Below are 13680 nucleotides of genomic sequence, written 5' to 3'. Positions count from 1 at the left end.
GGCCCCCGGATGTCTCCGGGGGCCGCTTTTAAAACTCTTGTCGAGAGCTGCTTATTCAGCAGCGCTCTCAGCAGCTTCCGCTTCTGCCTTTTTGGCTTCAGCTTTTGCAGCCTTGGCTGCAGCTGCTTCCGCACGGGCTTCCTCGTTGAGGCGCTTGGAGCGGGCGTTGGTGTTTTCAACGATACGGGCGGACTTACCGCGGCGGTCGCGCAGGTAGTAGAGTTTCGCACGGCGGACTTTACCGCGGCGGACAACCTCTACGCCTTCCAGCATCGGGGAGTAGATCGGGAACACACGCTCAACACCTTCGCCGTAAGAGATCTTACGGACAGTGAAGCTTTCGTTGATGCCGCCGCCGGAACGGGCAATGCAGACACCTTCGTACGCCTGGGTACGGGTGCGGTTGCCTTCGGTGACTTTCACCAGAACGCGGACAGTGTCGCCCGGGGAAAATTCAGGAAGCTTACGCTGAGCTTCGATCTTTTCCATTTCTTCAGCATTGAGCTGCTCGATGATGTTCATGGCATTTTTCCCTTTTCAATTACAAAGCGGTCAGAGCGTCCTGCCTCATCAAACGGAGCCAAGAACGGGTTCACCAGCTTTGGGCCATGTTGCATATCCGCTGGATTTTTATGGGGTTTGACATCCTGCAAAAGACGCAGCCCAGAACACAGATCTCCTGATCAGAAGATATGCATTCATCCAACTTGGGCGGGCATATACAGGATTATTGGGCCGTTGTCATGAAGATTCTGCGGTTTTCTGCAGATGAGCCACGTCAAAACCGCTGTGCTTGAGATTGGACTTGGAAGCGCGCCCAAAAAAACGGCGGCCCGGAGACCGCCGTCAGACAAAAAGAGTTTCAAACATATGCCCAAAACCGGGCAGCCCTCCAAAAGCATGTTGGCTGCGTGAGCTCCGGCCGGGATCCGAAACGGTGGATTTGCCGGGCCTCCCGCTCTTGAACACCTCTAGTTTACATGACCTGAGACTTCTACCCATGATGCAATTGCGCTATGGTTTTCTTTTCAAGGCCTGATTCTTTGGTAATTTGAGAGCTGTATTGCAATGACAGCAAATTTGGAGACGCTGCTTTATAAACTTTACTCATCGTCACTTTTAGACGGCGGACTTTCCAGTGTCTTGGCGGATCTTGCGCAGACCTATCCGGATTTGCCGCTCTCCTATCAGGCTCAATGCGTTTACCGGAATTCGCTCTATGAAGGAGCAATGTTCAATTACGGGCCCAACGCCATTGAAGAGATTGCCGCAGCTGAATCTCCAAACCCTTTCCCACCCATAGCGTTGAAATGCTCTTTATCGCGGGTTGCGGTCACCAGTGAGTTTCTTCGCCCGGAAGATATTGAACGGACTGATTTTTTTGATGAACACTTAAAAAAACACGGTGAAATCAACCGGGCCTTCGGCGTCATTTTACACCGTCAGGGCGAGGATTCGGCCTTTGTGGCCGCCAATTTGCCCAAGCGCATGAAACAACGCGAAGAAGATCATGTGTTGCGCCTGTTCGAAACTCTGCGGCCGCATTTGCAGGGCGCCTTCCGTCTGCTGATGGAGGTAAAACAGCGCGAAATTCAGGTGCAGGCGGGCGGTTTCTGGCTGGAGCAGATCCCCGCAGCGGCCTTTGCCGTGACGCCGGAATGTAAGGTTCTGCATATGAACAGCCATGCGGACAGCGCGACCAGTGGTGGCCGCAGGTTTCATATCGACCGGTCCATCCAGCTGTGTGCGGCAGACAGATCCGTTCAAAAGGTGCTGGAGGCGAGCGTGCACAAGGCGCATCTCGCCCAGCTGCCGGTGGGTCCAGTCAGCCTGGCCAGAAGAAGGGAAGCCGGACCTCTCCTGTTTGTCCTGCCGATCAAACTCCAGGACCAGCTCCATCCCTCACTTGCCCCCTTTCTCAGTCACTCCATGCCCCTGCTGGTGACAATCTTCGATCCGGCCGATACGCCGCGCCCCTCCAGTGAGGTGCTCCGAATGGCCTTCGGCATCACGGACGGCGAAAGCCGCCTGGTGCAGGAGCTGATGTATGGTGGCTCTTTGCGGGAGACGGCCGGCCGGCTTGGGATTTCCTATCACACGGCCCGCAACCAGCTGGCCAGCGCCACGTCCAAGACCGGCACCCGCTCACAAACGGAAATCGTCCGCTTGGCGAGCCAGCTTCTATCGCGCATGTCCGGTCCGGCTGTTTTGGAGACTTTTAGCAGTCCGTCAGGCTCAAGCGGCAACACGATCTGACGCTGAGGCACCCTCATGGGAATGTTTCATCAAAAAGCTGCTTGACTCTCGCGCCGTTCTCCGGAATCAATAAGAACAAATAGAGAACAAAAACAACCGTGATTGGAACCAACGTGCACAATGTCTTCAGCATCAGACCATAGCACATCTCTTGCCGAGCTGCGTCGCCGCATTGCGGATCTTGAGGGACGCCTCCCCTTTGAGACGCAGTTTGGTCCGGCCCCTGCGACCGCCGCCAACCCGCAGGGGCCGGACACTTTTTCTCCCCACGTCCCGGACACCGGAGGGGAAGCAGAGGCACAAGACCGGCCCGGAACAGCCGGGCAACCAAAAGTGCAAACGTATCAACCAGACGGCCGGTGTCTTTTGGGCCTGGAGGCTTTGGACAGCTTGTTCCGGCCGGAAGGCGGCAGCTCCGGGAACGGCTTAAAGCTAGGCGCGCTGCATGAGTTGGTCAGCGCCGAAAGCCGCAATGCCGGCGCGCTGAGCGGGTTTGCTCTGGCCGTGCTGGCCCGAATTCTGGACTTAAGGCCGGGACCGGCCCTGATTGTTCAGGATGTCAGGGCAACTCAGGAATCCGGGCACTTTCATGGTGCCGGACTGCTTGCTTTTGGCATTGATCCGGCCCGGTTGATCGTGGTGCGGGCCAAGCGGCTGGACGAGCTGCTTTGGTGTTTAGAGGAAGGCGCTTCCTGTTCCGCCCTTGCCGCCGTCTTTGGGGAGGTTCAAGGCGAACAGCGCCCGGTTGGGCTGACCGCAAGCCGCCGGATTGCCTTGCGCAGCGGCCGCAGCACCGTTCCGGTCATTTTGCTCCGTCATGGAGCGGTGGAGGAGCCGACAGCAGCGCTGACCCGCTGGCAAATTGCTCCGGCCGCCTCCAGGCCGCCAGAGTTCTTGGAAGAAGGACCGCATGCAGGCCTTGGGGCGCCTGCCTGGACTGTAAATTTAACGCGGAACCGGGAGGGCCGTCCCGGCCGCCTGACCGTGGAGTGGGACCATGCGAGACGAACATTTGCCGCGCCAGCGCATTCTCTCGCTCTGGATCGCGGATCTTCCCTGCGACCGGATCCTGCGCCGCTTGCGGGTCAACTCCACACCTTCCGCCCGGCAGGTTGAACCACCGCTTGTTGTTCTGGACAAGATCCGGAATGCCCGCCGGATCGTTTCTTTGAACGAGACCGCCAGGGCCTGCGGCTTGCGCCTCGGGGAAACGGAGGCAGATGCACGGGCCCGGATCCCCCATCTTCTGTGCGAGGACGCCGAGCCGGACAAAGACGCGGCCTTGCTGCGGACCCTGGCCGATTGGTGCGCCCGCTATACGCCGCTGGTGGCGCTGGATGGCAAGGACGGCCTGTTTTTGGACATCACCGGCTGCGCGCATCTTTTTGGCGGTGAAGACGTACTTTTGAGGGATGTCTTAATGCGGCTGGACCGGCAGGGGTTTTGCGTTGCCGGTGCGATCGCCGGAACTGTTGGGGCTGCCTGGGGCATGGCCCGCTTCGGTTCCGGTGGTGTTTTGAAGGACGGCGGTGAGCGGGAGGCGCTCGCGTCCCTGCCGCTGGCCGCCTTGCGAATCTCGCCAGGGGTCATTTCCGGCCTGAACCAGGTCGGCCTCAAAACCATTGGCCAGCTTTACGAGCGCCCGCGGGCCCCACTTACCAATCGCTTTGGTCCGCAATTGATCCTACGGCTGGATCAGACATTCGGGGTTCAGGGAGAAGCAATTTCACCCCGCTTCGAAGCCCCCCTGATTTCCGCTGAACGGCGGTTTTTCGACCCCATTTCCAGGATCGATGACGTCAAGGCGGTGGCATTGTCGTTGGCAGGCCAAGTTTCCAAGGCGCTGGAGCGGCGGGTTGAGGGCGGCCGGATGTTTGAACTCACCCTCTTTCGGGTCGATGGTGCGGTCCAAAAATTCAAAGTCGGCACCAGCAGCCCCTTGCGCGCTCCCCAAAGGATCCTCCGGCTGTTTGCCGAAAAGCTAAAAGCCGATGAAAGCGTCGTGGATGCAGGTTTTGGCTTTGACCTCGTCCGTCTGGACGTCCTCATGGCCGATAAAGCCCCAGCGGTTCAAGACACCTTGTGTGCGGCCGGTACAGCCGAAACCGGCGCAAGCCTGGATGATCTGGTCGACCGGCTCGGCGCCCGCCTGGGTCTTGAGCGCATCACCCGGCTTTTGCCGATCGACCGGCATATCCCGGAAAGCCAGACCGGATTTGTGCCTGTGGCCCTCGCCCATGAAGAGGCGCTTGCCTGGTCCGGATATCTGAGCAGCGCAGCTTTGCCCAAACATCATCAGGAGCCCAACACCGTCAGCGCCCAGCTCGCTTTTGCTGAAGAGGCTTCTGATGTCTACAGGCCGCCGGCAGACGCGCTTTGGCATACCGGCCTAATGACCCGCCCCTTACGGTTGATCGATCCGGCCGAAGAGGTCGAAGCCCTTGCCATGGTGCCGGATGGCCCACCTTTGAGGTTCCGCTGGCGGCGCGGACTTTATCAAGTCGCACGCTCCGAAGGTCCGGAGCGCATTGCTCCGCCCTGGTGGATTGGGGCTGCCGACCGGCCATCGGAGGCCAAGGAGGGCGTCACCCGCGACTATTTCCGCATCGAAGATACAGACGGCCGCCGGTTTTGGCTGTACCGGGAAGGCCTTTATGAGCGTGAAACCGCCCGGCCGCGCTGGTATCTGCAAGGCCTCTTCGCATGACGGCCCGAACCTCCATTGCTGAGCCGCCCGCCTTTGCGGAACTCTGTGCGGCCACCAATTTTTCATTTCTGCATGGCGCCTCACATCCGGAGGAACTGGCGCTTCAGGCGGGGCACTTGAAACTCGCCGCTCTCGGCGTGTGTGACCGCAACTCCATGGCAGGCGTCGTCCGGGCGCATATGGCGGCCAAGGAAACCGCCGTGCCATTTGTGCCTGGCTGCCGTCTGGCCTTTCTGGACGATACCCCGGATCTTCTCTATTGGCCCAAAGACCGCGCGGCCTATGGTGCACTGACGCGGCTTTTGACCATTGGCAACCGGCGGGCCGAAAAAGGATCTTGTCATCTAACATTGGACGATCTGGAGATGCTTGAAGCTCAGTCTCCGATAGCCCTGATCCTACCGGCTGGACTACCAGATCAAGACCCTCTCCTTGTTGTGCTGACAAGGCTGAAGGCTCGTTTTGGCCGAGCCTTGCGCCTCGCCGTGGCGCTCCACCGCCAGGCAGAAGACCGGCGGCGGCTGGCCCTTGCCCGTGAGCTTTCAGAAGTTTCTGGTGTACCAATGCTGGCCATCAACGACACGCTCTATCACGCGCCGGAGCGCCGCCCCTTGCAAGATGTTCTGACCTGCATCCGTCTGCATGAACGTCTGGAAACCGCCGGCCGGCAACTGCAGCAAAATGCCGAACGCCACTTAAAACCGGCCAGTGAACTCCTACGGCTTTTTGAAGATGATCCCGCGCCTTTACGCGAAAGCCTGAAAATCCTGGAAGAAGTCGGTTTCTCCCTGGATGATCTTCGTTACGAATATCCGGAAGAACCCGCTGGGATGAGCGCCACGCCCCAGGCAGAGCTGGAACGGCTGACGGCGGTAGGCGCCCGGCGACGCTATCCGGACGGCGTCCCTGAAAAAATCCAGACAACCATCGATCACGAGCTGGAGCTCGTCGCAGAACTAGAGTACGCGCCATATTTTCTGACCGTCTATGACATTGTCCGTTTTGCCCGCACCAGAGGAATTCTGTGTCAGGGGCGTGGATCAGCCGCCAATTCCGCCGTCTGCTTTTGCCTTGGCATCACTGAGGTGGATCCCACTCGCGCTGATCTCCTATTTGAGCGCTTCATTTCGCCGGAACGGCGTGAGCCTCCGGATATTGATGTCGATTTTGAACATGAGCGGCGCGAAGAGGTTATCCAGTACATTTATGCCAAATATGGCCGCGAGCGCGCGGGGCTTGCTGCCACCGTTATCACCTACCGCTCCCGCTCTGCGCTGCGCGAGGTTGGCAAGGTATTCGGGCTGTCAGAAGATGCAATTTCATCGCTTTCGGGCACGGTGTGGGGACGCTCGTCGGCTGGAACAGAAGAAGCCCAGGTGCGTGAAGCCGGGCTTGATCCGTCTGATCCTTTGATCACCCAAATGCTGGACCTTGCCCGCACGCTGATCGGTTTTCCCCGGCACCTCTCTCAGCATGTCGGCGGTTTTGTCATCACCCGCGGCCGGCTCGATGAGGTCATCCCGATCCAGAACGCGGCCATGGAAGACCGCACCGTGGTCGAATGGGACAAGGATGATCTCGATGCCCTTGGGATCTTAAAGATCGACGTTCTGGCACTCGGCATGCTGACGGCGATCCGCAAGGCGCTCACCATGCTGTCGGAAAACTATGGCCAGGACCTCACCATCTCGACCATTCCCGCCGAGGAAAAGCCGGTCTACGACATGCTCTGCCGGGCTGATTCCGTTGGAGTTTTTCAGGTAGAAAGCCGGGCGCAAATGACCATGCTGCCCCGGCTGAGGCCTCAAGAATTTTATGACCTGGTGATTGAGGTCGCCATTGTCCGCCCCGGCCCGATCCAGGGCGACATGGTGCACCCTTATCTGCGCCGCCGGCAGGGCAAGGAAAAGGTGACCTATCCGAGCAAGGCGTTGGAAGAGGTGCTCGGCAAAACCATGGGTGTGCCGCTCTTTCAGGAACAGGCAATGAAGATCGCCATTGTGGCGGCCGGTTTTACCCCAGGCGAAGCAGACCGGCTGCGCCGGGCCATGGCAACCTTCCGGCGGGTCGGCACCATCGGCACCTTCCAGACCAAGATGATCGAAGGCATGGCGAAAAACGGGTATGACCGGGACTTTGCCGAACGCTGTTTTCGCCAGATCGAAGGCTTTGGCGAATACGGCTTTCCGGAAAGCCATGCGGCCAGTTTCGCCCTGTTGGTCTATGCCTCCTCCTGGATCAAGGCCTACTATCCGGATGTTTTTTGTGCCGCGCTGTTAAACTCCCAGCCCATGGGCTTCTATGCCCCCGGCCAGCTGGTGCGGGACGCCCGCGAACACGGCGTTGATGTGCGTGAAGTCGATATCAACCTGTCGGATTGGGATGCCAAGCTGGAACCCGGTTGGCAAGCGGCCCGGCATCTGCACCCCCGCCACCGGGAAATGGACGAGATCGTACGCACCGATCACGCGGTCCGGCTTGGCTTTCGAACGGTCAAAGGCCTCAAACAGGACGATATGGACAAGCTGATCGACCAGCGCGGCGACGGCTATGACAGCATCCGCGATCTCTGGCTCAGATCCGGCCTTAGCCGCCCGGTCATCCTGCGCCTTGCCGAAGCCGATTCCTTCCGCTCGCTGGGACTGGACCGGCGGGCCGCGGTCTGGGCCGCGCAAGGGTTGGAAACAGGCAACCAAAAGGACCGGTTGCCGCTGTTTGATCTGGCCGATCTTGGTGACCTGCGGCCTGAGCCGGACGCTGACTTGCCGCCGATGCTGCCGGGGGCTCATGTCATGGCCGATTATCAGAGCCTCAGCTTGTCTTTAAAGGCGCACCCGGTCGCCTTTGCCCGTTCGGCCTTGAAAAACCGCCAAGTGGTGCCTTGCATGCACTTGCCGGACATCCGCCAAGGCCGCCAGATCTCGGTCGCCGGATTGGTCCTGGTCCGCCAGCGCCCAGGTTCAGCCAAGGGTGTGATCTTCTTGACCCTTGAGGATGAAGGCGGCATTGCCAACATCATCGTCTGGCCCAAGGTTTTTGAGAAGTACCGGCCACTGGTCATGGGGGCGCGGTTTTTGAAAGTTACAGGGCGCATACAAAATGAAGCCGAGGTCATTCACGTGGTCGCCGACCACGTTGAGGATGTGACAGATCTTTTGGCCGACCTGTCCGACAAATCTCTCGATGATGCAGGCCTTGCCCGGGCTGATGAAGTTAAACGGCCTGTGATTGAGCTCACCGAAAAAATCAAACCGGCCAGCCGCCTGGTCCAGCTGGTCCGGGAGGTGCCCGAACTCCGCCAGGATGTCGTCAAGTTCAAGCCGCACACGGATTCGGCTGTTACGCAGCAAACCTTGAAGGCCTTGCCCGGCGGGCGGAATTTTCACTAAACACGCTCAATCGGCAAGCTGCGGTTTCATCGACGCAAGGAGATCCGGTCGACCCTGAACGCGAGCAACCATCATGCCGCCTTCCAGAAGAGCCAGTGTAGATAGCGCTTGCGCCTGTAGGTCGTCTTCTGGGCGGCCCTTACCCCAGTCGGTCCGGCTCAGACTGACAACAAGCCATTTGGTCACGCGATCGAAAAAAGCCTTGGCTTCCATCGCGACATCGACGGGCAGACCAGGGGTTTCCGCCGCCAAAACACCGCACAAACACATCTGGCCATCCTTTTGAAGCGCGGAAACAAAAAGGCCATGGACTTTGTTCAGAACCGCCTCGGCAGTTTTTGGCGCGTCCGCAGGATCCCCAAGCGCATCCATAAACCGTTCCGAATACCGATTTGCGACTTTGACCCCAAGATCTGATTTCGCCGGAAAATAGTAGTGAACGCTTGAGCTTTTCACGCCAATGCCTGACGCAATCTCGCGGAAGCTGAATCCATTATAACCATTATCCCGGATCATCTTTTCGGCGAGATCCAAGATTTTCTCTTCGGTTACTGCAGCATTCCGGCTCATATCACCCTCACAATCTATCAATCGATAGATAGGTCTTGAAAGACAATCCCACAATCCCATATCAGGCAAATCGAACTTACCTATCTGTAGATAGATTACGGAGTAATGAAATGAAAAGCCCCTACGCAGTCATCCAAGGTGGAACATCCGGAATGGGCCTAGCGATCGCCAAAAACCTGGCAAGCCGCGGCATACCGCTGATCCTGATTGGCAGAAACGAAAGCAAACTGGCACGAGCGCAATCAGAAATCACAAGTACGGACAACGTCCCGGTCGAAACTTGGCAAGCTGACGTGACAAACCAAGATGACGTCACCGGTTTGGTCAAACGGATCGAGGGGTTTGCACATCCAATCGGCTATCTGGTCAATGCGGCCGGATATTTCAGCCCCAAGCCGTTCTTGGACCATTCGAGCGACGATTATGATCTCTATCACCAGTACAACCGTGGCACATTCCTGATCACTCAGGCTGTCGCACGCAACATGGTTCAACATCAATCTGGTTCGATCGTAAACCTCGGTTCGATGTGGGCGCATCAAGCGGTTAAAGCGACCCCATCGTCTGCCTATTCCATGGCGAAAGCAGGTTTGCACGCCATGACGCAACATTTGGCGATGGAACTCGGTGACAATGGCATTCGGGTCAACGCTGTGGCACCGGCAGTCGTGGATACACCGATCTACAGCGCGTTTATTCCAGAAAACGAGATCTCGAAGACGTTGCAAGACGGATTTAACGCTTTTCATCCGATCGGCAGAATTGGGAAGGCCGAGGACGTTGCAGCAGCTGTCGACTTTCTCTTGTCGGATCAAGCCGGTTGGGTCACCGGAGCGATCTGGGATGTCGATGGCGGCGTTATGGCAGGCCGCAACTAACCCTATAAAAACCTTAGGGCCGCCACGCGGAGGGCGGCCCTAAGGTCAGGACCCATAAAACTCAAATCGCCTCAACATAATACCAGCGGCCGGATTTCTTTTTGAACCGGCTTTTTTCCAGGTGGGTGTGCAAGGTGCCGCCGGCGAGGTATTTGGCCTCAAACACCACAATCCCGTCCCGGTCCTCTTCACCACCTTGGTCCGTTTCCAGAACACGCAAGCCCGTCCAGTGGTTTTCTGATGCCCAGCGGGCAGTGCCGACAAAATCAAACTTGGCTTGAAACTTCGGCCAGAGGGTGTCTTTCAGATAAGCGATCTCTTCGCGCACATAGGCCGTATAGCGCGAGCGCATCAAAGCCTCAGCGGTTTTGGGGAACTGACTGCCTTCCAGATAGGGCCCACAACAGGCAAAATACCCGGTTCCAGATCCGCACGGACACGCCGCCTCATCCATTTCAAATTTCCCAACTCGCTGTCAAAATTGATCGCCTCGCTTTCCCTATCACCCTTGGCAGGGGGACGCTATGCTGCCCGGATCAAGATCCTGATCACGCGCGGCGGCTTCATGAAACTGGCAACATTTAATCTGGAATCCTTTGGTTCCGACAAGATCAATGAAGATATTCTGACCCGCCGGATCGCCGCGCTCCGGCCGAAGCTTCTGGAACTCGACGCCGATATTCTGTGTCTTCAGGAAGTCAATGCTCAGAAAATCAAAGGAGCCCCCAGCCGCCAATTTCATGATCTGGACCATCTAATCCAGGGGACGCCCTATCAGGACTACCATCGGGCTGGCAGTCTACGCCCCTCCGGAAAAGGCCCAGGCGACCGGCACAATCTGGTGGTGCTGTCACGCTATCCGGTTTTATCTGCTGAAAGTCTTTATCACCGGCACGCGGAACCACCGCTGTGGCGGCCGAACTCAGCGGATCCAGCCTATGATGAACCGCAAACGATCTCGTTTGACCGGCCGGTCTTGAAGCTCGAAATCGATATCGGCGCGCCACGGCCCCTGCATCTTTTCAATGTGCACTTGCGAGCCCCGATCGCGGCCCAAATCCGCGGCGGCAAAATCTCTGGCAACAGCTGGGCATCTGTGTCCGCCTGGGCGGAAGGTTATCATTTGGCGGTTCTAAAACAAACGGCCCAGGCGCTGGAGCTGCGCCTTGCCGCCGAAGCTCTGTTTGATGCTGACAATGAAGCCCAAATTATCATGACCGGCGACTTTAACGCGACGGGAGAAACCCGGGCGCTCCGGCTGTTGCGTGCCGATCCGCATGACACCGGCGTTCCACATCTTGCCGGCCGCCAGCTTTTCCAGCTGGATGCCTCCCTGCCGTTAGATCAGCGCAAAACAGTGCTTCACAAGGGCCGGGCGCAAACGCTGGATCATGTGCTCGCCAGTCAATCAATGACGGACCGGGTCCGGCATATTGAGGTGTTCAATTCCACACTTCCGGACGAGGTTTTTGAAGGCAACAACCCCAACTACGCCGGATCATATCACGCCGCCATGCGCGTCGACTTTGATCTTTCCTGAGGCTGGCAGTGATTGCACCGCCATCCAGAGAAAACAAACTGGATAAGCGATCAGTTCGAATTCAGCGACTGAATGTAAGCGGCAAGATTGGTGATCTCGATATTGCCGAGTGTCATATCCGGCATTTGCGGATGGGGGTTGGCAAGAAAGGTCGCCAGTTTTTCGGCCGTCCAGCTTGGGTCCTTGGACATATCAAAAAAACTTGGCAGAGACACGCTTGAAGCGCTCGACTGATCATTGGACACCAAATGGCAGGACGCGCACCACTGCAAGGCCAGCGCCTTACCGGCAACGGTGTCAGCGGACAGTGCATCGCCGGGCGTCAAAACTGTGGCGACCCCAAGAAGCAAGGCAAGCGCACTCAGTTTTTTCCGCCAAATTCCAGAAAAGTCACCCATGTCCACTCCCTCCAAAGAAACAGCTCTTCGCTGTCCAATGTCTCTGTCCAGGCGATTCGATACCTTGTCCTGTATCAAATCATGTCCAAATGTCAGAAAGCAACTTTTCACAATTGTTTGTTGCGCGCGCAATATTCCTTATCCACATTCGAGGGTTGAATGTTTTGAAAATTAGGGGAGGTCTGGATGATCCATCATAAGCTGATCCAAGCGGCGGCTATCGCCAGCTTGAGCTGGGCAGTGGCCCTGACTGGCAGTGTACCGGCACTTGCGCAGGAAACACCGATTTATTCCGGTAAGGACAGGTTCCATCCGGTGACCGCGCAAAACGGTATGGTCGCCAGCCAGGAAGCCGTCGCCACCAAGGTTGGTGTCGCGATATTGGAAAAAGGCGGCAATGCCATTGATGCGGCTATCGCCACTGGATTTGCACTCGCTGTCACTCTGCCACGCGCCGGTAATCTTGGCGGCGGCGGTTTTATGATGATCCACAAGGCCGCGACCGGCGAAACCGACGCGCTTGATTACCGGGAAAAAGCGCCGGCAGCCGCCACTCGTGACATGTTTTTGGGCGAAGACGGGGAGCCGGACAATCAAAAGTCCCGATTTTCCGGGCTCGCGATTGGTGTGCCTGGCACGGTCGCCGGGTTTGCAGCTGCCTTTGAAAAACACGGCAGCGGCAATGTCACTTGGGAAGAGTTGATCGCGCCATCCATTGCACTGGCTGAAGACGGCATTGAAGTGACGCCCGATCTATCCTCCTCACTCGCCGCCCGGATCAAACGGCTCGGCAAAGATCCAGCGACGGCAGCCATCTTCTTCAAAGCTGGAATTGTTCCCTATCTTCCGGGTGAAACGCTCAAACAATCCGATCTTGCCAAGACATTGCGCTTGATCGCTGAAAAAGGAGCGACCGGCTTTTATCAAGGCGACGTTGCTGAAAAAATTGCGGCGAAAGTAAAAGCTTCCGGCGGCGGCATGACGGTCGAAGACCTGGCGGCCTATGAGCCAGTTTGGCGAACCCCTGTGACCGGCGCTTACCGGGGATATGAAATTGCCTCCATGCCGCCGCCCTCTTCCGGTGGCATACATATCGTTCAGATCTTGAACATGCTCGAAGCCTATCCGATGCGCGAGTACGGCTTGAATTCTGCCGACAGCATTCATGTGATGGCAGAGGCCAAACGCCGGGCCTATGCGGACAGGTCGAAGTATCTCGGTGATCCAGACTACTCGGACATTCCGGTCAAAGGATTGACAGACCCGGCCTATGCGGCTGGATTGGCACAATCAATCGATATGGGCGCTGTCACCGCATCAACAGATGTCGCACCGGGCAACCCTATCCCTTATGAAAGCAACGAAACGACGCATTATTCAGTTGTCGATAAAGACGGCAATGCGGTGTCCAACACCTATACGCTCAACTTTTCTTACGGTGTCGGCCTGACGGCGGATGGAACCGGCGTTTTGCTCAACAACGAGCTGGATGATTTTTCCGCCAAGCCGGGATCGGCGAATGCCTACGGCTTGATCGGCGGAACAGCCAACGCCGTTGAAGGTGGCAAACGGCCGCTATCCTCGATGAGCCCAACTCTGGTGTTTAAAGATGGCGGCCTGTTTTTGGTTACCGGATCTCCAGGCGGCAGCCGGATCATAACGACCACGCTGCAGATCATCTTGAATGTGATCGATCATCAGATGAACATTGCGGAAGCAACAGCCGCGCCGCGGGTTCATCATCAGTGGTTCCCGGATGAAATCCGGATTGAAGAAGGCCTGTCTCCAGACACGATCCGGATCCTGGAAAGCCGAGGCCACAAGATTGCGCTCAAAAATGTCATGGGCTCGACCCAGTCGATCATGAAAGTGAGCGGTGTTCTGGCCGGCGCCTCCGACCCGCGCCGACAGGGTGCTCTGACGGCAGGGTATTAAACCCTAA

General features: G+C 57.5%; 11 protein-coding genes. 7 read left to right on the top strand and 4 right to left on the bottom strand.

Annotation, left to right across the window (positions count from 1 at the left end; genetic code table 11):
* Positions 1 to 51: 51 nt before the first annotated feature.
* On the bottom strand, positions 52 to 522 hold the full coding sequence (gene rplS, locus FJ695_RS04885; protein ID WP_141184392.1) for a 50S ribosomal protein L19: 471 nt from the start codon (positions 520 to 522) through the stop codon (positions 52 to 54).
* Between the two features lie 546 nt (positions 523 to 1068).
* Between rplS and FJ695_RS04880 the strand changes: the two genes are divergently transcribed.
* The 4 genes from FJ695_RS04880 to FJ695_RS04865 all read left to right on the top strand — a co-directional run bounded on the left by FJ695_RS04880 (position 1069) and on the right by FJ695_RS04865 (position 8352).
* Positions 1069 to 2256 carry a helix-turn-helix transcriptional regulator gene (locus FJ695_RS04880; protein ID WP_141184391.1) on the top strand — a complete coding sequence of 396 codons (1188 nt, stop codon included), beginning with the start codon at positions 1069 to 1071 and terminating at the stop codon, positions 2254 to 2256.
* A gap of 120 nt (positions 2257 to 2376) precedes the next feature.
* Positions 2377 to 3372, top strand: a complete 996-nt coding sequence (locus FJ695_RS04875; protein WP_141184390.1) for an ImuA family protein — start codon at positions 2377 to 2379, stop codon at positions 3370 to 3372.
* Positions 3254 to 4963: a DNA polymerase Y family protein gene (locus FJ695_RS04870; protein WP_141184389.1), complete on the top strand. Its 1710-nt coding sequence runs from the start codon at positions 3254 to 3256 to the stop codon at positions 4961 to 4963. The genes FJ695_RS04875 and FJ695_RS04870 overlap by 119 nt, the downstream gene beginning before the upstream one ends.
* Positions 4960 to 8352, top strand: coding sequence for an error-prone DNA polymerase (locus tag FJ695_RS04865; protein ID WP_141184388.1), 3393 nt, complete (start codon positions 4960 to 4962; stop codon positions 8350 to 8352). Before FJ695_RS04870 ends, FJ695_RS04865 begins: the two co-directional genes overlap by 4 nt.
* 6 nt (positions 8353 to 8358) lie before the next feature.
* On the opposite strand, the gene FJ695_RS04860 is transcribed toward FJ695_RS04865, so the two are convergent.
* Positions 8359 to 8922, bottom strand: a complete 564-nt coding sequence (locus FJ695_RS04860) for a TetR/AcrR family transcriptional regulator (RefSeq protein WP_168206265.1) — start codon at positions 8920 to 8922, stop codon at positions 8359 to 8361.
* A 110-nt stretch (positions 8923 to 9032) separates the two neighbouring features.
* Between FJ695_RS04860 and FJ695_RS04855 the strand changes: the two genes are divergently transcribed.
* Positions 9033 to 9800, top strand: a complete 768-nt coding sequence (locus FJ695_RS04855) for an SDR family NAD(P)-dependent oxidoreductase (RefSeq protein WP_141184386.1) — start codon at positions 9033 to 9035, stop codon at positions 9798 to 9800.
* 61 nt (positions 9801 to 9861) lie between these two features.
* Here FJ695_RS04855 and FJ695_RS04850 read toward each other — a convergent pair whose 3' ends face one another.
* Positions 9862 to 10254 (bottom strand): YchJ family protein, encoded by a 393-nt coding sequence (locus FJ695_RS04850; RefSeq protein ID WP_141184385.1) that lies wholly within the window; start codon positions 10252 to 10254, stop codon positions 9862 to 9864.
* Positions 10255 to 10281: 27 nt separating this feature from the next.
* On the opposite strand from FJ695_RS04850, the gene FJ695_RS04845 reads away from it, so the two are divergent.
* The gene (locus FJ695_RS04845) at positions 10282 to 11340 is read left to right on the top strand and encodes an endonuclease/exonuclease/phosphatase family protein (RefSeq protein ID WP_209010925.1); all 1059 of its coding nucleotides are present in this window, start codon (positions 10282 to 10284) and stop codon (positions 11338 to 11340) included.
* A 50-nt stretch (positions 11341 to 11390) separates the two neighbouring features.
* Here FJ695_RS04845 and FJ695_RS04840 read toward each other — a convergent pair whose 3' ends face one another.
* Positions 11391 to 11738 (bottom strand): cytochrome c, encoded by a 348-nt coding sequence (locus FJ695_RS04840; RefSeq protein WP_141184383.1) that lies wholly within the window; start codon positions 11736 to 11738, stop codon positions 11391 to 11393.
* Positions 11739 to 11924: 186 nt separating this feature from the next.
* Here FJ695_RS04840 and ggt point away from each other — a divergent pair, with 186 nt between their 5' ends.
* On the top strand, positions 11925 to 13673 hold the full coding sequence (gene ggt, locus FJ695_RS04835) for a gamma-glutamyltransferase (protein WP_141184382.1): 1749 nt from the start codon (positions 11925 to 11927) through the stop codon (positions 13671 to 13673).
* Positions 13674 to 13680 lie beyond the last annotated feature (7 nt).

It is taken from the genome of Labrenzia sp. PHM005 (assembly GCF_006517275.1).
GTDB lineage: Bacteria > Pseudomonadota > Alphaproteobacteria > Rhizobiales > Stappiaceae > Roseibium.
Note: the sequence above shows the minus strand (reverse complement) of the source record. Positions and strands in the feature narration are given on the sequence as shown.